Origin of the sequence: Clostridium sp. AF02-29, assembly GCF_934835585.1 — a bacterium.
GTDB lineage: Bacteria > Bacillota > Clostridia > Lachnospirales > Lachnospiraceae > Otoolea > Otoolea fessa.
The window spans coordinates 1-24,277 of record NZ_CAKVZK010000040.1; the positions used below are offsets into that span (position 1 = coordinate 1).

The 24,277-nt window shown below is 48.0% G+C and carries 22 protein-coding genes and 2 tRNA genes; 21 read left to right on the forward strand and 3 right to left on the reverse strand.

Annotated features, from left to right (window positions below):
* The first annotated feature begins 59 nt into the window (after nt 1-59).
* The 16 genes from PUQ60_RS09860 (at nt 60) to hgdB (ending at nt 15,146) form a co-directional block, all read left to right on the forward strand.
* Nucleotides 60-131: transfer RNA gene (locus PUQ60_RS09860), tRNA-Gln, on the forward strand.
* 10 nt (nt 132-141) lie between these two features.
* Nucleotides 142-214 (forward strand) — tRNA-Lys (locus PUQ60_RS09865).
* A gap of 138 nt (nt 215-352) precedes the next feature.
* Entirely contained in the window at nt 353-1,201 is an 849-nt protein-coding gene (locus PUQ60_RS09870) for a YitT family protein (RefSeq protein WP_273380346.1), read from the forward strand.
* A 222-nt stretch (nt 1,202-1,423) separates the two neighbouring features.
* The gene (locus PUQ60_RS09875) at nt 1,424-1,993 is read left to right on the forward strand and encodes a DUF3793 family protein (protein ID WP_022359958.1); all 570 of its coding nucleotides are present in this window, start codon (nt 1,424-1,426) and stop codon (nt 1,991-1,993) included.
* A 41-nt stretch (nt 1,994-2,034) separates the two neighbouring features.
* Nucleotides 2,035-2,463, forward strand: coding sequence for a flavodoxin (locus tag PUQ60_RS09880; RefSeq protein ID WP_022359957.1), 429 nt, complete (start codon nt 2,035-2,037; stop codon nt 2,461-2,463).
* 259 nt (nt 2,464-2,722) lie between these two features.
* The gene (locus PUQ60_RS09885; RefSeq protein WP_273380348.1) at nt 2,723-4,423 is read left to right on the forward strand and encodes a glutamine--tRNA ligase/YqeY domain fusion protein; all 1,701 of its coding nucleotides are present in this window, start codon (nt 2,723-2,725) and stop codon (nt 4,421-4,423) included.
* Between the two features lie 466 nt (nt 4,424-4,889).
* Nucleotides 4,890-5,186, forward strand: coding sequence for an OadG family protein (locus PUQ60_RS09890; RefSeq protein ID WP_022359955.1), 297 nt, complete (start codon nt 4,890-4,892; stop codon nt 5,184-5,186).
* A 46-nt stretch (nt 5,187-5,232) separates the two neighbouring features.
* A complete protein-coding gene (locus PUQ60_RS09895; RefSeq protein ID WP_273380351.1) occupies nt 5,233-5,658 on the forward strand; it encodes a biotin/lipoyl-containing protein in 426 nt (141 codons plus the stop codon).
* A gap of 43 nt (nt 5,659-5,701) precedes the next feature.
* Nucleotides 5,702-6,151 (forward strand): biotin/lipoyl-containing protein, encoded by a 450-nt coding sequence (locus PUQ60_RS09900; protein WP_273380353.1) that lies wholly within the window; start codon nt 5,702-5,704, stop codon nt 6,149-6,151.
* Between the two features lie 11 nt (nt 6,152-6,162).
* Nucleotides 6,163-7,302, forward strand: a complete 1,140-nt coding sequence (locus PUQ60_RS09905; protein ID WP_117796388.1) for a sodium ion-translocating decarboxylase subunit beta — start codon at nt 6,163-6,165, stop codon at nt 7,300-7,302.
* Nucleotides 7,303-7,443: 141 nt separating this feature from the next.
* Nucleotides 7,444-8,544 (forward strand): CoA-transferase, encoded by a 1,101-nt coding sequence (locus tag PUQ60_RS09910; protein ID WP_022359951.1) that lies wholly within the window; start codon nt 7,444-7,446, stop codon nt 8,542-8,544.
* 21 nt (nt 8,545-8,565) lie between these two features.
* Nucleotides 8,566-9,375 (forward strand): glutaconate CoA-transferase subunit B, encoded by an 810-nt coding sequence (gene gctB, locus PUQ60_RS09915; protein ID WP_022359950.1) that lies wholly within the window; start codon nt 8,566-8,568, stop codon nt 9,373-9,375.
* A 145-nt stretch (nt 9,376-9,520) separates the two neighbouring features.
* Entirely contained in the window at nt 9,521-11,287 is a 1,767-nt protein-coding gene (locus PUQ60_RS09920; protein WP_022359949.1) for a carboxyl transferase domain-containing protein, read from the forward strand.
* Between the two features lie 436 nt (nt 11,288-11,723).
* A complete protein-coding gene (gene hgdC, locus PUQ60_RS09925; protein WP_022359948.1) occupies nt 11,724-12,518 on the forward strand; it encodes a (R)-2-hydroxyglutaryl-CoA dehydratase activase HgdC in 795 nt (264 codons plus the stop codon).
* Nucleotides 12,519-12,552: 34 nt separating this feature from the next.
* Nucleotides 12,553-13,992, forward strand: coding sequence for a (R)-2-hydroxyglutaryl-CoA dehydratase subunit alpha (gene hgdA / locus PUQ60_RS09930; RefSeq protein ID WP_022359947.1), 1,440 nt, complete (start codon nt 12,553-12,555; stop codon nt 13,990-13,992).
* 2 nt (nt 13,993-13,994) lie between these two features.
* On the forward strand, nt 13,995-15,146 hold the full coding sequence (gene hgdB, locus PUQ60_RS09935) for a (R)-2-hydroxyglutaryl-CoA dehydratase subunit beta (RefSeq protein ID WP_022359946.1): 1,152 nt from the start codon (nt 13,995-13,997) through the stop codon (nt 15,144-15,146).
* 101 nt (nt 15,147-15,247) lie between these two features.
* Here hgdB and PUQ60_RS09940 read toward each other — a convergent pair whose 3' ends face one another.
* The 3 genes from PUQ60_RS09940 to PUQ60_RS09950 form a co-directional block, all read right to left on the reverse strand.
* Entirely contained in the window at nt 15,248-15,895 is a 648-nt protein-coding gene (locus tag PUQ60_RS09940) for a choline-binding protein (protein WP_273380358.1), read from the reverse strand.
* Between the two features lie 242 nt (nt 15,896-16,137).
* Nucleotides 16,138-16,902, reverse strand: a complete 765-nt coding sequence (locus PUQ60_RS09945; protein WP_273380360.1) for an IclR family transcriptional regulator — start codon at nt 16,900-16,902, stop codon at nt 16,138-16,140.
* A gap of 18 nt (nt 16,903-16,920) precedes the next feature.
* On the reverse strand, nt 16,921-17,379 hold the full coding sequence (locus PUQ60_RS09950; RefSeq protein WP_022359943.1) for a hypothetical protein: 459 nt from the start codon (nt 17,377-17,379) through the stop codon (nt 16,921-16,923).
* A 240-nt stretch (nt 17,380-17,619) separates the two neighbouring features.
* Between PUQ60_RS09950 and PUQ60_RS09955 the strand changes: the two genes are divergently transcribed.
* The 5 genes from PUQ60_RS09955 to guaB all read left to right on the forward strand — a co-directional run bounded on the left by PUQ60_RS09955 (nt 17,620) and on the right by guaB (nt 24,108).
* On the forward strand, nt 17,620-19,734 hold the full coding sequence (locus PUQ60_RS09955; protein ID WP_337803368.1) for a diguanylate cyclase: 2,115 nt from the start codon (nt 17,620-17,622) through the stop codon (nt 19,732-19,734).
* A gap of 12 nt (nt 19,735-19,746) precedes the next feature.
* Entirely contained in the window at nt 19,747-20,103 is a 357-nt protein-coding gene (locus PUQ60_RS09960; protein ID WP_273380361.1) for an Hpt domain-containing protein, read from the forward strand.
* 184 nt (nt 20,104-20,287) lie between these two features.
* Nucleotides 20,288-20,572, forward strand: coding sequence for a co-chaperone GroES (locus PUQ60_RS09965; protein ID WP_022359940.1), 285 nt, complete (start codon nt 20,288-20,290; stop codon nt 20,570-20,572).
* A 74-nt stretch (nt 20,573-20,646) separates the two neighbouring features.
* Complete coding sequence (groL, locus tag PUQ60_RS09970) at nt 20,647-22,272, forward strand: chaperonin GroEL (RefSeq protein WP_022359939.1); 1,626 nt, start codon at nt 20,647-20,649, stop codon at nt 22,270-22,272.
* A gap of 381 nt (nt 22,273-22,653) precedes the next feature.
* Nucleotides 22,654-24,108, forward strand: a complete 1,455-nt coding sequence (gene guaB, locus PUQ60_RS09975; protein WP_022359938.1) for an IMP dehydrogenase — start codon at nt 22,654-22,656, stop codon at nt 24,106-24,108.
* Nucleotides 24,109-24,277: the final 169 nt, after the last annotated feature.

Here is a 24,277-nt window from a genome sequence, read left to right on the forward strand (position 1 = left end):
TTAGCGCGCCAGATTGTGGCTCTGGAGGCCAAGGGTTCGAATCCCTTTATCCACCTTTTTGGGCTATCGCCAAGCGGTAAGGCACAGCACTTTGACTGCTGCATTCGCTGGTTCGAATCCAGCTAGCCCAGTCTTTTATATGGAGCATTAGCTCAGTCGGTAGAGCACTTGACTTTTAATCAAGTTGTCCGGGGTTCGAATCCCCGATGCCTCATTACGAAGACACATTGCAGACGCGATGTGTCTTTTTGTGTAATGGGAAATCCCTTGGAATTCTCTATTACACAAAAAGGCGCTAACGTGCCAATGATGCGCGCTCGCGCGAAATTGTAATATGAGGAGGTTTTAAGTTATGGCAAAAAAGTCCATGCGCGTAATCAGGGAGTACACAATGATCACAGCGGCGACCTTTGTCGTGGCGGCAGCCGTCTATTTCTTTCTGATTCCGAGCGGTGTATCGGTGGGAAGTATTTCCGGTCTGGCGATGCTTTTGGGAAATGTGGTACCGCTGCCGATTTCAGTGCTGACCTTTATTTTAAATGCGGCGCTTCTGGTGGTGGGATTTCTTTTTATCGGACGCGAGTTCGGCGTCAAGACGGTGTATACGTCACTGATTCTGCCGGTTTTTCTGTGGGTGTTTGAGCAGGTTTTCCCGGATTTTGTGTCGCTCAACCAGGATGCGATGATGGATACGGTCTGCTATATCTTTGTTGTCAGCGTTGGTCTGGCTCTTTTGTTCTGGATGAATGCCTCGTCGGGCGGTCTGGACATCGTGGCAAAGCTCTTAAACAAATATTTCCATATGGAGCTGGGAAAAGCGATGGCGCTTCCAGGCATGTGTGTGGCGCTCTCATCCGTGTTTTTCAGCGATAAAAAACTGGTGGTGCTGGGCATTCTGGGCACATACTTAAACGGAATCGTGCTGGATCATTTTATTTTCGGTCTGAATCTGAAAAAGAGAGTTTGCATTATCTCGGAAAAAGAAGAAGAGATACGCCAGTTTATCCTGCATACGCTTCACAGCGGCGCGACGATCTATCAGGGATTCGGCGCGTTTGACAATGAGCCGAAGACGGAAATTATCACGATCGTAGATAAAAACGAATATGCACAGCTCATGCCGTATATATTAAAAACAGATCCGAAGGCATTTGTGACGGTGTATGCGGTGAATGAGATTATTTATCGTCCTAAAAGATAGAAAATGATGTTGCTGATAAAAAAACTCAGTAAGCAAAAATGAACAAAATTTGCTTGACGTGGTAAGTGATTCATGATATAGTCTCATTGAAGTTAGATGAGACTAACCTGCGAAAAGGAAAATAGAAGGCAGAAAAAGCCTTTTATTTTTTAAAAGATAGTTAGCTGTATCTAACTAAAGGTAGATATGGCTAACCAAGAGAAGCAGTCAGGAGGCAGAAAGATGGAACGGTTGTTTGAAGAAGTATTCGTAGAGGTGTGTGCGCCGACTCTTCGTGGCATCAAACCGTCGAACTTGTTCCGCTATCAGCCGCAGAACCGTGATAAACTCCTGGAAGCGCTTGATTTCTGGAACCGGGAACTGGAACCGTCGGGGCTTCAGGTGCGGGCGCTTAAAGAGTGCAGCCGGACGGGCGCGTTTCTGATTCTGGTGTACCGCGAGGAATGGCTTCGCTTCATTCTGGGTAAAATATCTGTACAGCACTTTTTAAAAAAGTCTGGTTACCAGATGAAGAAGACGGTCGATGGCTTTTTGAGGCAGCTTTCCAACCGGCTTTGTCTGGAACATGATTTTCCACATGAGATTGGCATTTTCCTGGGGTATCCGCTTGAGGATGTTGTTGGATTCATTGAAAATCAGGGAAAAAATTATACCTGCAGCGGTTACTGGAAGACGTATGGCGATCCGCAGGAAGCAAAACGGCGGTTTGATTCATACCGGGAATGCACGGAAGTGTGCCGGGAGAAATACCGTCAGGGGACACCGATTATTCAGCTTGTAAAAGCCGCATAATAAATCTAAGTAAGTAAATTATTCACAAGGAGGAAATAAAAATGAGCAAGGTAGCAATTGTATACTGGAGCGGAACAGGAAACACAGAGGCTATGGCAAATTACGTAGCAGAGGGCGTTAAGAAAGCGGGCGGCGAGGCTGATTTATTTACTTCCGCAGAGTTTGGCGCTGACAAAGCTGGCGAGTATGACAGAATCGCATTTGGCTGCCCGTCCATGGGAGCTGAACAGTTAGAGGAGTCTGAGTTCCAGCCGATGTTCGACGAGGTTAGCCCGGTTCTCTCTGGCAAAAAGATTGCATTATTCGGTTCTTACGGATGGGGCGACGGCGAGTGGATGCGTACCTGGGAGAGCGACTGCATGACTCTGGGCGTAACCATGGCTTGCGAGCCGGTAATCTGCAACGCAACGCCGGACGAGGCAGCAGGTGCTGAGTGCGAGGCACTGGGCGAGGCTCTTGCAAACGCATAAGTAGAATCGCATAAAAACACATATATAATAAGAAGAAGTACAATTACCTGCGAACGCAGGACATCTTAAATTGCCATAATAAAGATGCTTAAAAATTGAAAATCAGAAAAGGAAGTGTCCTCCCGCGGCGCTTCCTTTTTTGTGGGCAAATATCCCCTTTTCGAAAACTCCAAAATGTGATATGATAAAAAATAAAACTGTTTGATTTGACTCAAACAACAGTATCAATTTACGAAAAGAAACAACGGAGGGAATGTATATGGAAGAAAATAAAAAACCATTGGCAGAGGGAGAGGAGAAGGAAGAGACTGTCTCCAAGAACTTTATCGAGCGCGAGATTGACAAAGATCTGGCAGAAGGCGTTTACGATCATGTCCAGACGAGATTTCCTCCGGAACCGAACGGATATCTTCATATTGGACACGCTAAATCGATTATTCTGAACTCTGGACTGGCAAAAGAATACAACGGAAAATTCAATCTCCGTTTTGATGACACCAACCCGACGAAAGAGAAGACAGAGTTTGTTGAGTCGATCATCGAGGATGTAAAATGGCTGGGCGCTGATTTTGAGGACCGCCTGTTTTTTGCATCCAACTATTTCCAGCAGATGTATGAGTGTGCAGTTCTTCTTATTAAAAAGGGAAAAGCATTCGTCTGCGATCTGACAGCTGATCAGATCCGCGAGTACCGCGGTGATTTTAACAATCCTGGTAAGGAAAGCCCATACCGCAACCGCAGCATCGAGGAGAACTTACAGCTCTTTGAGGAGATGAAAGAAGGCAAATATGTGGATGGCGAAAAGGTACTGCGTGCGAAAATTGATATGGCATCCCCAAACATCAATATGCGTGATCCGGTTATTTATCGTGTAGCCCATATGCATCATCACAACACCGGGGACAAATGGTGCATTTACCCGATGTACGATTTCGCTCATCCGATTGAGGATGCGATTGAGCACATCACGCATTCGATTTGTACGCTGGAATTTGAGGATCACAGACCGCTCTATGACTGGGTCGTAAAAGAGTGCGAGTTTGAGAAGCCGCCGCGCCAGATTGAGTTTGCGAAGATGTATCTGACCAACGTCATTACCGGAAAACGTTATATCAAGAAACTGGTAGAAGATAAGATTGTAGATGGCTGGGATGACCCGCGTCTGGTAACCATCGCAGCGCTGCGCCGCAGAGGTTACACGCCGGAATCCATCCGCCGCTTTGTAGAGCTGGCAGGTGTCTCCAAAGCAGATAATTCCATCGACAGTGCAATGTTAGAGTACTGCCTGCGCGAGGATCTGAAATTAAAGAAGTCCCGTGTGATGGCAATTCTTGATCCGGTCAAGCTTGTTATCGACAACTATCCGGAAGGACAGATCGAGGAGCTGGATGCACCAAACAATATGGAGAACGAGGACCTTGGTTCCAGAAAGATTCCATTCGGCAGAGAACTTTACATCGAACGCGAGGACTTTATGGAAGAACCACCGAAGAAATACTTCCGTCTCTTCCCGGGCAATGAGGTCCGCCTGATGAACGCGTACTTTGTTACCTGCACCGGATGCGAGAAAGATGCAGACGGCAATGTAACGGTTGTTCACTGTACCTACGATCCGGAGACGAAGAGTGGTTCTGGCTTCAATGCAAGAAAGGTAAAAGGTACGATTCACTGGGTAGCAGCACAGACTGCACTGAAAGCAGAAGTACGTCTCTATGAGAATCTGGTAGACGAGGAAAAGGGCAAACTCAATGCAGATGGAACGCTGAACTTAAATCCGAATTCTCTGCGCGTTCTGAAAGAGTGTTACTTAGAGCCGGGTCTGAAAGAGGCAAAAGCATTTGAGAGCTTTCAGTTCGTCCGCAATGGATACTTCTGCGTGGACTGCCGCGACAGCGAGCCGGGCAAACCGGTTTTCAACCGGATTGTTTCGCTGAAGAGCTCTTTCAAGCTTCCGAAATAAATCAAGGACAAATCTTGAAAATGTATAAAAAAATACAGAAAAAAGCGGCTTTGTTCTGATGAAAAAAGGAGAAAACGGGACTTTCAGAATACATTTTAGAATATGAGCAAAATGCTTGAGAGGTCTTGGCGATTCTTCCGGGGGTTGTTAAGAAAAATGTAGAAAAATGTAGTAATAACCTATAAAAAGCAGGTTGTTTTTGCTAATAAAACACCCTGCTTTTTGTGCATAATTTATGAAAGGCTTGGTTGACAATCAGGGGGGTTACTGTTATAATTTAAGTAAAGTGAGCTGATCATGTCAATCTGTGGCTTCACTTGTTACAGTTAAGGGGAAAAGCCCCTTATAAATTGCTTTCAAAAATGGAATGCATTCCACAATACGGAATCTTACTAGTGGAATTTTATAAGTATAATTTTTCACAAAGAAAGCAGAACCTAAAATAAATAAGGAGGTGCAATGCACAATGTGGACTGAACCAACTATGCCTTTCGGGCAGTCAGTTATCGTTTCTCTGCTGGGTCTTTCGGTGGTTTTCCTGGCTCTGATCTGTCTGGCTCTGGCAATTATGGTAATTTCCAAGATTCTCCGCTCCGTTGTTTCTGATGGTGCTAAGGCCCCGGCCGCAGCACAGAAAGCAGCACCGGCTGTGTCGGACGAAGCTGATAAGGAATTACTTGCCGTGCTGATGGCAACGATCGGGGATGACCTCGGATTGCCGACAGACAAGTTTAAGATCTTGAGCGTGACAGAAGTTAAGTAATGAGAAACAGGAATGAAAGGAAATCGAAAGGAAGGTTAGAGCAGTTATGAAGTATACGGCTACCCTCAATGGAAAACAGTACGAAGTAGAACTTGAAAGAATCGATGCATACGAGCCAATGCCGCGTTACGGCGAGGCTCCGGCAGTAGCACCGGCTCCAGTAGCAGCACCGGCAGCACCGGCACCGGCTCCTGCACCAGCAGCACCGGCTCCTGCACCAGCAGCAGCACCGGCACCGGCGGCAGCACCGGCAGCAGGCGCAACTACCGTAGAGGCTCCGATGCCAGGTAAGATCCTGAACATCAAAGTATCTGCAGGACAGGCAGTTAAGTTTGGTGAGACCGTCATCGTGATGGAAGCTATGAAGATGGAAACTGAAATCGTTGCTCCGGCAGACGGTACAGTAGCACAGATTCTTGTCAAGGCAGGCGACGCCGTTGACACAGGTGCAGCACTGGTTACCCTGAACTAATAGAACGATACAGGGATAATTATTCGAAAGGACGTAAAGAATTATGAAATATGTTGCTACGATCAATGGAAAGAAATACGAAGTTGAAGTAGAAAAATTAGAAGCATACAAATCTCTGGATCGTAATGGTGTAGCAGCTCCGGCAGCACCGGTTCTTCCGGCATCCGCACCGGTACAGAGACCGGCAGCACCGGCTCCGGTTGCAGCAGCACCGGCACCAGCTCCAGCACCGGCACCGGCAGCAGCTCCGGCACCGGCACCGGCAGCAGCTCCGGCGGGCGCAACTACCGTAGAAGCTCCGATGCCAGGTAAAATCCTGAACATCAAAGTATCTGAAGGACAGGCAGTTAAATTTGGCGAAGTAGTAGTTATTATGGAAGCCATGAAGATGGAGACTGAGATCGTTGCTCCGGCAGACGGTACAGTCAGCAAGATCCTTGTTAAGGCTGGCGATTCTGTTGATACAGGAGCTGCTCTGGTTGCTCTGAACTAGGAGGTTAGGTAATGAACTTTTTTGAAATATTAAAAGAGCTTCTTGCACAGTCAGGTTTCGCAGCATTGACCTGGAGAAGCTGTGTAATGATTCTCATTGCTTTTGTATTATTATACCTGGCAATTAAAAAGCAGTTCGAGCCGCTTCTTCTGCTCCCGATTGCATTTGGTATGTTCCTGGCAAACCTGCCGTTAGCTGACCTGATGAAGGAAAGTGAGCCGTGGTATACCGCAGGTGTTCTGCGTATCATCTACGGCGGTGTTAAGTCCAGTTTGTTCCCGTGTCTGATCTTCATGGCAGTAGGTGCCATGACAGACTTTGGTCCGCTGATTGCAAACCCGGTGAGCCTTCTGCTTGGTGCAGCTGCTCAGTTCGGTATCTACATTGCATTCATGCTGGCTAACGCAACTGGCTTATTCACAGTAGGTGAGGCTGCCGCTATCGGTATCATCGGTGGTGCAGACGGTCCGACCGCTATCTATGTAGCCAACAACCTGGCACCGGATCTGGTTGCTCCGATCGCCGTTGCCGCTTACTCCTACATGGCGCTGATTCCGCTGATTCAGCCGCCGATCATGAAGCTTCTTACCACTAAGAAAGAGCGTTCCATCGTTATGAAGCAGCTCCGTAAGGTAAGCAAGGTTGAGAAGATTGTATTCCCGGTATTCGTAGTACTCTTCTGCTCCCTGCTTCTTCCGTCCGTAGCTCCGCTGCTTGGTATGCTGATGCTTGGTAACCTGCTTCGTGAATCTGGTGTTACAGAGCGTCTTTCTGATACAGCTCAGAACGCACTGTGCAACATCGTAACTATCATGCTTGGTACTACCGTAGGTGCGACCGCAAACGGCGAGATTTTCCTGCGTGTTCAGACCATCGCTATCGTTTGCATGGGTCTTCTTGCATTCGCATTCGCTACCATCGGAGGTGTTCTCCTTGGTAAGGTGCTGTGCGCTGTAACCGGCGGCAAGATCAACCCGTTAATCGGTTCCGCTGGTGTATCTGCTGTACCGATGGCTGCCCGCGTTTCTCAGACAGTTGGTGCAAAAGAGAATCCGACCAACTTCCTTCTGATGCACGCTATGGGACCAAACGTAGCAGGTGTTATCGGTTCTGCCGTAGCAGCAGGTTTCTTCATGCTGATTTTCGGTTAATCGAATATTGATTTTTGGCTGTTGCAGCCGGGATCTGGCTGCATCTGGCCTGCGAAAGACCGCAGCGCCGGAAGTACCGGATCCCGTTTTTACTTATTTATATAGGTAGTTATAGAAAATTTTTTTAAAGGAGGCTTTATTGTGGCTAATAAAGTAATGTCTTTACACGATGCCGTAGAAAAGTATGTATGTGACAACGATGTACTTTGTCTCGGCGGATTTACAACAAACCGTAAACCGTATGCAGCAGTTTACGAGATCCTTCGTCAGGGTAAAACTGGTTTTGTAGGCTGGTCTGGCCCGGCAGGTGGTGACTGGGATGCGTTAATCGGTGAGGGCCGTGTGAGAGCCTACATCAACTGCTATACTGCAAACTCTGGTTACACCAACGTAGCTCGTCGTTTCCGTGCAGCTATCGAGAAGGGTGAGCTTACATATGAGGATTATTCTCAGGACGTTCTGATGCTTCAGCTTCATGCTGCATCTCTGGGTCTTCCGTACCTGCCGGTACGTATGATGCAGGGCTCCGGACTTGTTAAGTTCTGGGGTATCAGCGAAGAGAAGAGAAGAACCATGGAAGGTGTTGACAACCTGAAATGCGTAGAGATCGAGAACCCGCTTGAGCCAGGCGAGAAGCTGCTGGCTGTTCCGGTTCCGAAGCTTGACTGCGCTATCATCCATGTTCAGCAGGCATCTCCGGATGGAACCTGTATCATCGATGGTGATGAGTTCCATGACGTAGATATCGCTGTAGCTGCAAAACGTTGTATCGTTACCTGCGAGGAGATCGTAAGTGATGAGTATATCCGTCGTGACCCAACCAAGACAAGAATCTTTGGTGAGTGTGTAGACGCCGTTGTTCGTGCACCGTACGGTGCTTGGCCGGCACAGTGCTACGGCTACTATGATGATGATGATAAGGGCTTGAAAGAGTACGACAAGGCTTCCAAGTACCTTGACGCTGAGGATGCTAAGGCACAGCTTCAGAAGGCTGCAGACAAAGCTGCTAAGGCTGCTGCTGCTAAGCCGGAAGATGAGAAGCTTGCAAAAGCTGCAGAAGTTGCTGCACAGGCTGCAAAAGATGCTGCTGACGGCACCAAGATTCCGGAGACCTTCAAGGATTACCTTCAGAAGTATGTATATGGATGCAAGGATCAGGATGATCTGCTCAACGTACTGGGCGGCGCTCGCCTCATGAACCTTAAGAATGAGCCGCATCTTGGCTATTCTACCAGACATTAATTGAGGGAGGGAAAATCTAAAATGGCTGATTATACAAAGTATACAAAGCAGGAAATGCAGGCTTACGCCATCGCAAAAAATATTAAAGAAAATCAGATCGTTATCGTTGGTACCGGTCTTCCGTTAATCGGTGCATCCCTGGCAAAACGTGTTGTTTGCCCGAGCTGCCATCCGATCGTAGAGAGTGGTCTTATGGATTGTTCTCCGATCGAGGTTCCGCGTTCTGTAGGTGACAACCGTTTCATGGCTCACTGTGCAGTACAGTGGCCGAACATTCGTTTCGTAGGTTTCGAGGCTAATGAGTGGTTACATGATGCTGATCGTATGATCGCATTCATCGGTGGCGCTCAGATCGACCCGTACGGAAACGTTAACTCTACCTGTATCTTTGGTAAGGGTGATTATGTTAAACCTACCACACGTTTCACCGGTTCTGGCGGTGCAAACGGAATCGCTACCTTCTGCAACACCATCATCATGATGCAGCATCAGAAGAGAAGATTCATGGATCATGTTGACTACATCACAAGCTGTGGCTGGATGGACGGCCCTGGCGGACGTGAGAGAGCAGGTCTTCCGGGCAACCGTGGACCGCAGATGGTAGTTACCGATCTTGGTATCATGAAATTCGATGAAGAGACCAAGAGAATGTATCTGGCTTACTACTATCCATTCTCCTCTCCGGAAATGGTTCAGGAGAACACTGGTTTCGAGATCGATACCTCCAGAGCTCAGCTGATGGAAGGTCCGGATCCGGAGATCATCCGCGTTATTCGTGAAGAGATCGACCCAGGTCAGGCATTCATCAAAGTTCCGAAGGAGACTAAGTAATTAGCCTTCCATAGGGAATCAAGACAGATATCATTTCTGTCGATTAATTAGTTACTGATTGCAGGCGGGACAGGAGACGAACTGTCCCGCAAGCAATTCATTTATAACCATTTTTATTTTTTATTTTATAAGGAGAAAAGAAGACATGAATATGTATTCAATGCCAGGATATTTCCAGAATATGCCTACCGTTGGTAAAGCTCTGGTTAATCCGAATCCGGAAAACGAGCAGGAACTGAAGGCTGTTGAGAACGACATCCATGAGTCCATTAAGCAGGCTCTTGATGCTGGTATCACAACCGAAGAGAAGTTAAACGCACGTGGACAGCTTTCTGCTACACAGCGTATCAACGCCCTGATCGATCCAGGTACATGGTGCCCGTTAAACAGCCTTTACAATCCGGAAGACAACCGTTTCCAGACAACTAACGTTCTGAATGGTCTTGGCCGTGTAAATGGCAAATGGGTTTACATCATCGCTTCTGATAACAAGAAGATGGCTGGTGCTTGGGTTCCGGGACAGGCAGATAACCTGCTCCGTGCTGCAGATACCGCTAAGATGCTGCATCTGCCGTTAGTATACCTGTTAAACTGCTCAGGCGTTGAGTTCCCGAACCAGGACAAAGTATACCCGAACCGTCGTGGTGGTGGTACACCGTTCTTCCGCAACGCTGAGTTAAACCAGCTTGGTGTTCCGGTTATCGTAGGTATCTACGGAACCAACCCGGCAGGTGGTGGTTACCACAGCATTTCCCCGACTATCCTGATCGCTCATAAAGATGCGAACATGGCAGTTGGTGGCGCTGGTATCCTTTCCGGTATGAACCCGAAGGGTTACATCGATGAGGAAGCAGCAGAGCAGATCGTTAACGCTCAGATCGAGAACAGCAAACATCACGTTCCGGCTCCGGGTTCCGTGCCGATCCACTATGATGAGACCGGATTCTTCCGTGAGGTTTACGAGGATGATTTAGGCGTTATCGAGGGAATCAAGAAGTACATCAATTACCTTCCGTGCTTCAACCTGGAGTTCTTCCGTGTTGACAGCCCGAAGGCTCCGCAGCTTCCGGCTGAGGATCTGTACAGCATCATCCCGATGAACCAGAAACGTCCGTACGACATCTACGATGTAATCGGCCGTCTGTTCGATAACAGTGAGTTCTTCGAGTACAAGAAAGGCTACGGTCCGGAGATCGTTGCTGGTCTTGCAAAAGTTAACGGCCTTCTGGTTGGTGTTATCGCTAACGTACAGGGCTTACTCATGAACTATCCGGAGTACAAACAGGGTTCTGTAGGTATCGGTGGTAAGCTGTACCGTCAGGGTCTGATTAAGATGAACGAGTTCGTTACTCTGTGTGCTCGTGATAAGACACCGATTATCTGGCTGCAGGATACCACAGGTATCGATGTAGGCGATGACGCTGAGAAGGCAGAGCTGCTTGGTTTAGGTCAGTCCCTGATTTACTCCATCGAGAATTCTAAACTTCCGTCTCTGGAGGTTACTCTTCGTAAGGCAAGTGCTGCTGCTCACTACGTTCTGGGTGGTCCGCAGGGCAACAACACCAACGTATTCTCTATCGGTACAGGTGCTTGCGAGTACTACGTAATGCCGGGTGAGACCGCTGCAAACGCTATGTACTCCAGAAAGCTTGTTAAAGCTAAAAAAGCTGGCGAGCCGCTTCAGCCGATCATCGACAAGATGAACGCTATGATCCAGATGTACACAGACAAATCTCGTCCGAAATACTGTACAAAACAGGGTATGGTTGATGAGATCGTAGATCTGACCGATCTTCGTCCGTACATCCAGGCATTTACCGAGGCTTATTATCAGAATGCTCAGGCTATCTGCCCGATGCATCAGATGCTGGCTCCGAGATCTACTCGTGAGTTCATCAACTACGGTAAATAATTATCAAATTAAAACGGCATTGTGATAGGTGCCGCTAAGATAACATTTTAAAAAGAGAAGGCGCGTAAGTACGCGGCTGACAGTGATAGTGTAAATAGTGATAAGTAACAAATTGATAGTGTGAATAGTGTGAGGCTCTGGCGAAGCGGCTTGTCTGTATGACTGTAAATGAACCGTTTTTCCGGATGCTTGCAGATAAATCGGGCAAAGGAACTGGAACCTTTGCTCGATTTATTGGTATACTCAGGCAGATAAGTAATAAGTAATAGTTTTGTTAAGAATTATTTTATAACATTTTCAAGATTTTACAGCGACTTTTAGTTGATTTTGTGGTATTATGATGGGTGGAGACGATGTGATAGCACGGATCTGCCAAAACATCGTTGAAACAAAAATCAGGCATAGAAAGTCAGTATTGAAAGGAAAAAGATACATCATGAGCGAAATTTTCACTTTAGGTATCGATGTAGGCTCTACAGCTTCCAAATGTATCATCCTGAAGGATGGCAAGGAGATCGTAGGTAAGTCTCTGATTGACGTTGGAGCAGGTACCAGCGGTCCAAACCGTGCCATCGAGGCAGTTCTGGAAGATGCAGGCCTCAAGAAAGAAGATATGGCATTCACACTGGCTACCGGTTATGGACGTACATCTCTGATGGACGGAATTGCCGATAAGCAGATGAGTGAGCTGTCATGTCATGCAAAGGGCGCTTATTTCCTTTTCCCGAAGGTTCATACCGTAATTGACATTGGCGGTCAGGACGTGAAGGTTCTTCGCGTTGAGGACGGTGTCATGACAAACTTCCAGATGAACGATAAGTGTGCAGCCGGAACCGGAAGATTCCTGGATGTTATGGCTCGCGTTCTCGAAGTTGAGGTAAGTGATCTAGGCCGTCTTGGCGCTATGTCCAAGAAGCAGGTAGGAATCAGTTCCACCTGTACGGTTTTTGCAGAGAGTGAGGTTATAAGCCAGTTGTCGATGGGAACGGATAAATGTGATATCATTGCCGGTATTCATCGTTCAGTGGCTCATCGTGTCACGGGTCTTGCCCACCGAATCGGTGTAGTGCCGGATGTCGTTATGACAGGCGGTGTGGCTCAGAACCAGGGCGTAGTAGATGCGCTTGAGGCTGAGCTTGGCGTAAAGATTTATACATCCCCGCTGACACAGTATAACGGCGCGCTTGGCGCAGCCCTGATGGCATATCAGGTAGCCAGCCGTCAGAAGTAACTAAGTTAATTTTTAAGAATGGAGGATAATTATTATGGCAAAACAAGTTAGTCCTGGTGTTCTTGCGCTTCGTAAAGTCGTAGATGACGTACATAAAGAGGCGCGTGAGGCCAAAGCAAGAGGCGAGTTAGTTGGATGGTCTTCTTCCAAATTCCCGTGTGAGCTTGCAGCAGCATTTGATTTACACGTTATGTATCCGGAGAACCAGGCAGCTGGTATCGCAGCTAACCGTTACGGTGAGCTGATGTGCCAGGCAGCTGAGGATCTTGGATATGACAACGATATCTGCGGTTATGCTCGTATCAGCCTTGCATATGCAGCTGGTGTACGTGTATCCCGTAAGTATGATCCGGAGACTGGTGAATACATCATCGATCCGAGCACAGGTAAACCATTAAAGGATGCTGACGGCAACGTAGTGATGGGTGAAGACGGAAAACCGAAGAAGGATCCGAAGACTCAGACTCCGTATCTGCAGCTGGACAACCTGCTTGAGATTGAAAAACTCCCGGATGGTCCGGAAAAAGAGAAACGTCTTGAGGCTATTTCTCCGATTCGTCAGATGCGTATTCCGCAGCCGGATTTCGTTCTTTGCTGCAACAACATCTGTAACTGTATGACAAAATGGTATGAGAACATCGCTCGTATGTGTAACATTCCGCTGATCATGATCGATATCCCGTACAACAATACAGTAGATGTTCATGATGAGAATGTTAAATACGTTCGCGCTCAGTTCGACAAAGCGATCAAACAGCTGGAAGAGCTGACAGGCAAGAAGTTCGACGAGAAGAAGTTCGAGCAGGCTTGTGCAAACGCTAACCGTACCGCTAAGGCTTGGCTGAAAGTCTGTGATTTCCTGCAGTACAAACCGGCTCCATATAGTGGATTTGACCTGTTCAACCACATGGCAGACGTTGTAACTGCACGTGCTACTGTAGCTGCTGGTGATGCTTTTGAATTACTTGCAAAAGACCTGGAAGAGACAGTTAAGAAGGGTGAGACCACAACTCCGTTCCCGGAGAAATACCGTGTTATGTTCGAGGGTATTCCGTGCTGGCCGAAACTGCCGGCTCTGTTCAAACCGCTGAAGACCCACGGTGTAAACGTTACTGCCGTTGTATATGCTCCGGCATTCGGTTTCGTTTACAACAACATCGATGAGATGGCTCGTGCTTACTACAAAGCTCCGAACTCTGTCTGCATCGAGCAGGGTGTTGACTGGCGTGAAGGCATCTGCCGTGACAACAAGGTAGATGGCGTTCTGGTTCACTACAACAGAAGCTGTAAACCGTGGAGTGGTTACATGGCTGAGATGCAGCGTCGCTTTACTGCTGACCTGGGTATCCCGTGTGCTGGTTTCGACGGCGATCAGGCTGACCCGCGTAACTTCAATGCTGCTCAGTACGAGACTCGTGTAGAGGGTCTGGTTGAGGCAATGGAAGCAAATAAGCAGGCAAAGGAGGCTAAATAACCATGAGTGTTAACGCATTATTAGAAGAATTTAAGGTAAAAGCTGCAACTCCGAAGCAGCAGCTTGCTGAATATAAAGCTCAGGGCAAAAAAGTAGTTGGTGTTCTTCCTTACTACGCTCCGGAAGAGCTTGTATATGCCGCTGGTATCGTTCCGATGGGTATGTGGGGTTCCAACACTAAGACCATCAGCCGTGCAAAAGAGTACTGCGCTACTTTCTACTGCACCATCGCTCAGTTAGCTCTGGAGATGCTGCTGGATGGAACTATGGATCAGTTAGACGGTATTATCACACCTACTATCTGTGATACTCTTCGTCCGATGAGCCAGAACTTCCGTGTAGCTATGGGCGACAAGATGAAAGTTATCTTCTTAGCTCATCCGCAGAACCGTTTCGAAGAGTTTGGTCTTCAGTTCTGTATCGATCAGTACAACCATGTAAAAGCTGATCTGGAAGAAATCGCTGGAAGAAAGATTACTGATTCTGACATCCAGGATGCTATCGTTGTATACAACAAGAGCCGTGCAGCTCGCCGTGAGTTCGTAAAACTGGCTAACGAGCACTGTGATGTTATTACACCAACCAAACGTTCCGCAGTCCTGAAGGCATTCTACTTCATGGAGAAGCCGGAATACACTGCAAAGCTGAACGAGCTGAACGCAGAGCTGGCTAAACTTCCGGTATGTGACTGGAAGGGAACCAAGGTTGTTACCTCCGGTATTATCTGTGATAATCCGAAGCTGCTTTCTATCTTCGAAGAGAACAACATCGCTATCGCTGCAGATGATGTAGCACACGAGACACGTTCCTTCCGTGTAGACGCTCCGGAAGACGAGCTGGATCCGGTTAGAGCACTGGCTAAACAGTTCGCTAACATCGATTACGAAGTACTTCTGTACGATCCGGAATCCAACAAGAACCGTCGTGGTGAGTTCGTAGCTAACATGGTTAAGGAGAGCGGCGCTCAGGGTCTGGTACTGTTCATGCAGCAGTTCTGTGATCCGGAGGAGATGGAGTATCCGTACCTGAAGAAAGCTCTGAACGATGCAGGCGTTCCGCACATCAAACTGGGTATCGACCAGCAGATGAGAGACTTCGGTCAGGCAAGCACTGCTATTCAGGCATTCGCTGACGTCCTTGCACTTCAGAAATAATAGAAGATTCGTTTGGGAAACTGAATGATGAGATAGAAACGCCCCCGCAGGAGATTTCCTTGCGGGGGCGTTTGTTTGTGTGTCTTGCGGCACACGTTTATTTATTCCTCTGTGGAGTCAGAAGAACTATTATTTGCAATTTCCTCATCCGTCACAGATCCCTGGCGGTAGCCGCTGTCTGGTTCCTGTTTGGAGTTCTTCTTTGGAGCATCCGGCTTTTTGTCTCCGGAAGTAGAAGAGGTTTCTTTGGACGGACCGGAGCTGGCGGAATTGCTGCTATCATCGCTGGAAGAATCTTCGGATGAGCCGGTGCTGGAGTCAGAGCTTCCGGAAGCTGGCGTCCTGCTGGAGCTGGTGGCTGTTTTTTTCGTCTTTTTGGAGGAGCTGTTCTGGAAATCGTCCCAGCTTTCGTTATCGAATTCATTGGAAGCCGCGGTCTGGCGGCTCTGAGCGATGCCGTTTACCGTCCAGGCGCCGTCTGCGTTTACAGTGTAGCCGTCCGGTGTTGTGGTGGTGGTTAGAAGCCAGCCTTCGGCGTCGAAATAGTAGCATTCGCTGACGCCGTCCTGGTTGCCGTCGATCCAGCGCCAGCCATTTGCCGCCCAGGTGTTGTCACCGTTGTCGTACCACCAGCGGGCAGCATTGTCACCAGCTCCATTTTTCCAGCTTCCTGCCATCGCCGGGAAAGCGGCGGAGAGGGAGAGAAGACCCGTTGTTAAGCCTGCTAAAAATAAGCGTTTATTAATCATAAAGTGAAATCTCCTTTTTGCAAAAATGATTAAAAAAGAGGATATCTCAAAGCTCCGGATATGATGTATACCCGAATCTTTGATAATATCCCCCCCTGTTTTTATTTCGTTACTGTTCACGCATACGTGCCCAGTAACGGAATTTGCCGTGGCTTCGCATTTAAATACGGCAAATTCCTGCTGACACCACGTTTTCGTACGGCACTTTCGGTTCCAAAAGTGCCTACCCGTGAACCGTAATTTTATTTCTCCTGCTTAAATGTATGTCCCATATAATAGGACAATTCTGCCGCACTGTGGCGAACCTGCTCCTGCAGGTGCAGAAGATGTGTGTCATCTTCAATACGGGAATACGGTGCGATGATTCCGACCGAAGCGGAAATGCGTCCGTCAATACCGTAAATGGGAGCACCGATCCCGACTGCATCCGGGACGTATTCGCCGTGGGAAACGGCAATGCCCTTCTCACGGATGGTGCGGAGTTCTTCTGCCAATTCTGCGGGATCCGCCTTTGGAAATGCCTCAGGACGGTTTAAGCGCGTGTACAGATAGCGGCGGATGTATTCGTCGCTCTGGAAAGCCAGAAGCGCCTTGCGGATCGCACCGCAGTGCAGATCCATCTCATAGCCAAATTCTTCGACGACCTTGAGGTGGTTCGGACCGTCCGTTTTGTCAAGTACCAGTCCTTTGTCGCCAACCTGGATGATCAGATAGGAATCCTCACGGGTACAGTAGGAGAGGTTCTTGAGAATCGGAAGCGCCGCATCCTGAATCCGCACATTGTCAGCCGCCGCCCGACCGAGAGAGATGAGGGCGGGACCGAGCTGGTAGGTGTGCGCGTGTTCATCGCGGATCACGTATTTTTTTTCACAAAATGTCTGCAAAATCCGGTGGATCGTGCTGGGCGGAAGCCCGGTTGATTCGGAAAGTTCTGCGATGGAATATTTGTGGTTGGCTTCTTTTAAAAGTTCCAGAAGTTCCATCGCGCGGAGAAGACTTTGTATCATGCAAAGAATCCTCCTGTGTTATTCTGTGATTTCCTCAACCGTCACGGTTGTGCTGTCATCCGGGGCTGCGTCGGAATCCTCTTTCTCGGAAGAAGCTTCGCCGTCCTCGGAAACCGGAGCATCTGCGCGAACAGTTTCTGTTTTGACTGGTTCTTCGGAAGAGACATCTGCATCAGCCGGAGCTTTTTCGCTTTCTTCAGAATGTTCAGAAGTTTCCTCTGGAGTCTCAGCTGGAGCTTCCTTTTTCTCCGGGTTTAAGGAAACATAGCTGCGTTCGGAGGCAGCTGTATCAGAAGTCTTGGAAGCTTCTTTATCGCCGGCATCGTCAAAATCATCGAAATCATCTTCAAAGTCGTGGAAATCCTCGTCCAGTTCCTTGTGGAATGATTTATACTGTAAGACGTAAGAAACACCAGCTGCTGCAGCGCCGACGATAGCTGCCAGTGTCAGTAATTTACCAAAATGTTTTTTTGCCATGGTTGATACTCCTCTCTATACGATTCGATATCCTTATTGTAATACGAAACGCCTAAAAAATAAAGGGAATCTTTTGTGAACACCGGGATATGTGTGAATCACGTGTTACGGGGCACGTATGCGTGAACAGTAACACAGGGGCGGTAATTATGTACAGGAAGCATGAGAAAAACGCTTGTTGTCATACCGGAAATCATGTAGAATAAAATTATATATTTGCCAGGTGGTGATAAAAATAAAATGATGAATTCCAATACAAAGATGACGGCGCAGGAATTGGAACAAATGATTGCGCAGATGGAAAAGATATTTACGGTTGTACGTATTTTAGATAAAGATCTGCTCCATAAGATGGACGTGAGGAACGGGGAACTCCGATCTGAGGACTGCAAATGTTATTCGTTCTGGGAAAAAGGAAAGAATTGTGAGAATTGTGTGGCACAGCGCGCGCTTGCGATGAAGGGACAGTGCACGAAGCTTGAATTTATCGGTCTGAAGATGTATCAGGTCATTGCGAAGTATCTGGAGGTGGATGGAGTTCCCTGTGTGGTGGAGATGATTTCCTGTCTGGATGATGAGACACTTCTTGATGCAGAGGGAAGAGAAACACTCGTTAAGAAATTTGCACACTACAGGCGCGAGCTGTATGCGGATGCACTGACGGGGAGCTACAACCGGAGATATTTTGAAGATCAGTTAAAAGAGCAGCGGATGGATGCCGGTATCGCGATGATCGATCTGGATGATTTGAAGACCCACAATGATACATATGGGCATGTGGCGGGCGATAAAGTGCTGGTGACGGTGTCGGCGGCGATTATAAGCTGTGTCCGTAAGACGGACCGCCTGGTGCGTTATGGCGGGGATGAATTTCTGCTTGTGATGCCGGGCATCAGTCTGGAGGCATTTGTTGAGAAGCTGCACCGGATTCAGGATGTGATCCGCAGCATGAGTGTTGAAGGATATCCGCAACTGAAATTGTCAGTCAGCATCGGCGGTACGCTGACGAACGGGGAGACAGTCGGGAAGGCGATGTGCCGGGCGGACGAATATATGTATCAGGCGAAGACCTCCAAGAACACGATTGTGACTGAGAAAGATGGGCAGCGGACACCGGAGGAGAGCGTGGCAGCCGGGCGGCGCAATGCGAGTCGTTACCGCATTTTGATCGTGGACGATTCGGAGATGAACCGTATGATTCTCTCAGAAATGCTGAAAGGCGAATTCGAGATTCTGGAGGCAGAAAATGGTTCAGCATGTCTCGACATGCTGAACCATTATGAGACGAAGATTTCCCTGATTCTTCTCGATATCGTCATGCCGGGGATGGACGGCTTCGGGGTTCTGGAATACATGAACCGCAACAACCTGATCGGGGATATCCCGGTTATCATGATTTCGGGCGAAGATTCGGGCAAGGTCATCAAGCAGGCGTATGAGTGGGGCGTTTCTGATTATATCAAGCGCCCGTTCGATATGGAGGTTGTACACAGGCGTGTCTTAAATACGATCAAATTGTATGCGAAACAGCGCCGCCTGGTGGCAATGGTGACGAACCAGGTTTTTGAGAAAGAGAAGAATAGCCGGATGCTGATCAGTGTTCTGAGCGAGATCGTGGAATTTCGAAATGGCGAGAGCGGTATGCACGTACTCAATATTAATACATTGACGACAATGATTCTGGAACAGCTCGCCAAGAAGACGGACAAATATCACTTGTCCTGGTCGAACCGGATGCTGATCAGCACGGCATCATCCCTGCATGACATCGGAAAGATCGGAATTGACGAGAAGATTTTGAATAAACCGGGTCGTCTGACGCCGGAGGAACGTAAGATCATGGAAAAACATACAGTGATCGGTGCGGACATGCTTGCGAATCTTCAGATGTATGAGGATGAGCCGCTGATGAAAGTGGCGTACCAGATCTGCCGTTGGCACCATGAGCGCTATGATGGAAAAGGATATCCGGATGGTCTAAAAGGGGAGGAGATCCCGATCTCAGCGCAGGTGGTGGCGCTGGCGGATGTGTATGATGCGCTGACAAGTGAGCGCGTCTATAAAAAGGCTTATTCTCATGAGGAGGCGGTGCAGATGATCTGCAACGGAGAGTGTGGTACATTTAACCCGCTCCTGCTTGAGTGCCTGTGTGAGATTCAGGATCATATTAAAAAGGAGCTGCAGGAGGCAGCATACCGGAGTGAGATGAGTGATCCGGAGCGAAAAAATAAGAAATTTGAACATTATGACAATTCGCAGAAGAAGTTTTTCGGCGCGGTGACGCGGGCGATTGAAAAAGAGTATGGAACTGCGGGCGAGGAGCTGAGCCGTATGAAAACTGAGGAAGAGAAATAACAGGAGGCTGTCATGACAATTCAGGAATGCTACAAAGAAATGGGCGGGGATTTTGAAGGAGTTCAGAAACGCTTTGGAGGTGCGGCGATGGTGAAAAAATTTGCCATCAAGTTTCTGAGCGATTCCAGCTTTCAGGATCTGGAGGATGGATTGAAAGAAAAGGATGCGGAGAAAGCATTCTGCGCGGCACATACCCTGAAAGGAATCTGTCTGAACCTGGGCTTTGATGCCTTCTATGAGGTAAGCGCAGCGCTGACCGAAAAACTGAGAGGCAGAGAACTGACCGGATACGAGGCAGATTTTGCAGCGGTAAAAGAGTGTTATGAGAAAACGGTTGCGGCGATTAAGGCATTTGAGGAGAGCAATTAATAGAACGGGGAGAAATGGAATATTTCAGTTCTCCCCGTAAAATTTACTAAAATTTTAGCACTCAACACTTGACGGTGCTAACAGAACGTGTTATAACATACTTCGTAAGAAGAAGATACATATCTGATTACGAAAGAAAAGCAATCAGATGGAATAAATTTGGATGGATAAGGAGGAGCCAATAATGAAGTTAACACCATTATTTGACAGAGTTGTATTAAAGCAGTTAGTTGCAGAGGAGACGACCAAATCAGGTATCGTTCTTCCGGGTCAGGCAAAAGAGAAACCGCAGCAGGCAGAGGTAATCGCGGTTGGTCCTGGCGGAGTGGTAGATGGAAAAGAAATCACGATGCAGGTAAAGGTTGGCGATAAAGTTATCTATTCGAAATACTCAGGCACAGAAGTTGAGCTGGACAATGAGAAATATGTCATTGTAAAACAGAATGATATTCTGGCTGTTATCGGTTAATCGATGGGCAGGATGTCTGGAAGACAGATGCTGATCGGAACGTTTATTCAAGAAAATTATGGAGGTTGATAACCATGGCAAAGGAAATTAAATATGGCGTAGAGGCCAGAAAAGCCCTGGAAGCGGGCGTAAATCAGTTAGCAGATACCGTAAGAGTTACATTAGGACCGAAAGGCAGAAACGTAGTTCTGGATAAATCCTTCGGCGCTCCGCTCATTACCAACGATGGTGTGACCATTGCGAAGGAGATCGAGCTGGCAGACCCATTTGAGAACATGGGCGCACAGCTGGTGAAGGAAGTAGCAACCAAGACCAACGATGCAGCTGGTGATGGTACTACAACTGCAACCGTTCTGGCCCAAGCGATGATCAACGAAGGTATGAAGAACCTGGCAGCAGGTGCTAACCCGATCATCATGAGAAAGGGTATGAAGAAAGCCACAGATGCAGCCGTAGAGGCAATCAAAGGTATGAAGAAGGACGTTAAGAGCCAGGCAGATATCGCAAGAGTCGCTGCTATCTCTTCCGCTGATGAGGAAGTAGGCCAGATGGTAGCAGACGCGATGGAGAAGGTTTCCAAAGATGGCGTTATTACCATTGAAGAGTCCAAGACTATGAAGACCGAGCTTGATCTGGTAGAAGGCATGCAGTTTGACCGTGGCTATGTATCTGCATACATGGCAACTGATATGGAGAAGATGGAAGCTGTTCTGGACGATCCGTACATCTTAATTACCGATAAGAAGATCTCCAACATTCAGGAGATTCTGCCGCTGCTGGAACAGCTGGTACAGTCTGGTTCCAAGCTGCTCATCATCGCTGAGGACATTGAGGGCGAGGCGCTGACCACCCTGATTGTCAATAAGCTGAGAGGTACTTTCACCGTTGTTGGTGTGAAGGCTCCGGGTTACGGCGACAGAAGAAAAGAAATGTTAAAGGATATTGCAATCCTGACCGGCGGTACTGTTATTTCCGAGGAACTGGGACTTGAATTAAAGGATACCACCATGGATCAGCTTGGTCGTGCGAAATCCGTTAAAGTTCAGAAAGAGAACACCATCATCGTAGATGGCTGCGGCGATAAGAAAGCCATCGCAGACCGTGTGGCTCAGATTAAGGCTCAGATTGAGGAAACCACTTCTGATTTTGACCGTGAGAAACTGCAGGAGAGACTGGCTAAGATGGCTGGCGGCGTAGCCGTTATCCGTGTTGGTGCAGCGACCGAGGCTGAGATGAAGGAAGCTAAGATGCGTATGGAAGATGCCCTGTCCGCAGCAAAGGCAGCTGTTGAGGAAGGCATCATCGCAGGCGGCGGATCTGCATATGTTCACGCAGCAGCAGAAGTTCAGAAGGTAGTAGACGGACTGGAAGGCGACGAGAAGACCGGCGGCCGTATCGTCCTGAAAGCTCTGGAAGCTCCGCTGTTCCACATCGCAGCAAACGCAGGTCTGGAAGGCTCTGTTATCATCAACAAGGTAAAAGAGTCCCCAGTAGGCGTAGGTTACGATGCTTACAATGAGGAATACGTAGATATGGTAGAAGCAGGCATCCTGGATCCGGCAAAGGTAACCAGAAGTGCCCTGCAGAACGCAACCAGCGTTGCATCTACCCTGCTTACAACCGAGTCCGCAGTTGCCAACATCAAAGAAGATGCACCGGCAGGTCCGGCAGCAGGCGCTGGCATGGGCGGCATGATGTAAGTAAGAGAGCCGGAAAAGGGCGGAAGATGTTACATCAGAGATGCAGTATCGAATGTAGAAAATAAAAATGGTAATTTATAGAAAGAATCTCTGACAGGCAGCTGCCAGGGGAAAGAAGGACTGCTATGCGAAGGTGTGGCAGTCCTTCTTTTTTGGTAAAAAAATTGGCAGGGAGATGAGGCTAAGGATGACTGCATTATTAATACTTATCTGATTGGTATTATTTATAAGATATGCTAATTAAATGGCGTAAGTAAATTCTATCGTCAACCCCTTTATTCTCCGGTTGACATATTTCAAAAAACTTGCTAAAATCAATTATTAACATCAGACAGTTTTCAATGTCCAGTGTTTAAAATTTACGAAAGTGAGGGTAATATAATGGGTAAGATTATTGGCGATGGCATTACATTTGATGATGTCCTGCTTGTGCCGTCCTATTCTGAGGTTATTCCGAATCAGGTAAACCTGACGACACATCTGACCAAGAAGATTCAGCTGAACATCCCCCTGATGAGTGCCGGCATGGATACGGTTACAGAGCACCGCATGGCGATTGCAATGGCAAGACAGGGTGGAATTGGTATTATTCACAAGAACATGTCGATCGAGGCGCAGGCTGAGGAGGTCGATAAAGTAAAACGTTCTGAGAATGGTGTAATCACTGACCCGTTTTATTTATCCCCAGAGCATACATTAAAGGATGCGGATGAGCTGATGGGCAAGTTCCGGATTTCCGGTGTTCCGATCACAGAGGGAAGAAAACTGGTTGGTATTATCACAAACCGTGACCTCAAGTTCGAGGAAGATTTCTCCAAGAAGATTAAAGAGTGCATGACTTCTGAGCATCTGGTTACCGCTCCGGAGGGCATCACCCTGACGGAGGCAAAGAAGATTCTTGCCAAGGCACGTGTCGAGAAGCTTCCGATCGTGGACAAGGATTTTAACCTCAAGGGTCTTATTACTATCAAGGATATTGAGAAACAGATCAAGTATCCGTTCTCTGCAAAGGATGCACAGGGACGTCTGCTCTGCGGCGCGGCAGTAGGTATCACTGCAAACGTGCTGGATCGTGTGGAAGCCCTGGTGAAAGCAAAAGTAGACGTAGTTGTTCTCGACTCTGCACATGGACATTCTGAGAATGTTCTTCACTGTGTCAGAATGATCAAGGAAGCATATCCGGATCTGCAGGTAATAGCAGGTAACGTAGCGACCGGAGAGGCAACAAAAGCTCTCATCGAGGCAGGCGTTGACGCGGTCAAGGTTGGTATCGGACCGGGTTCCATCTGTACGACCCGTGTCGTAGCAGGTATCGGCGTTCCGCAGATCACCGCTGTTATGGACTGCTATGCAGTTGCCAAAGAGTACGGCATTCCGATCATCGCAGACGGCGGTATCAAGTATTCTGGCGATCTGACGAAGGCGATCGCAGCAGGCGGCAGCGTCTGCATGATGGGTTCCATGTTTGCAGGATGCGATGAGAGCCCGGGAACTTTTGAGCTGTACCAGGGAAGAAAATACAAAGTATACCGCGGCATGGGTTCCATCGCAGCGATGGAGAACGGCAGCAAGGATCGTTACTTCCAGAGCGATGCGAAGAAACTCGTTCCGGAGGGTGTAGAAGGACGTGTTGCATACAAGGGAATGGTAGAAGATACCGTATTCCAGATGCTCGGCGGTCTGCGTGCTGGTATGGGTTACTGCGGCGCATCGGATATTCCGACTCTTCAGGAGACCGGACGTTTCATCAAGATTTCCGCAGCATCCTTAAAAGAGAGTCATCCGCATGATATCCACATCACAAAAGAGGCTCCGAACTACAGCGTGGATGAATAAAAATTGGATAGCATAAGCAATCGATAAGATTGTAAACGATATAAAAGCGGCGTTTCTGCTTCAGCAGGGATGCCGCTTTTTTGGCGGGTTACTGTTCACGCATACGTGCCCAGTGACGGAATTTGCCGTGGCTTCGCATTTAAATACGGCAAATTCCTGCTGCCACCAC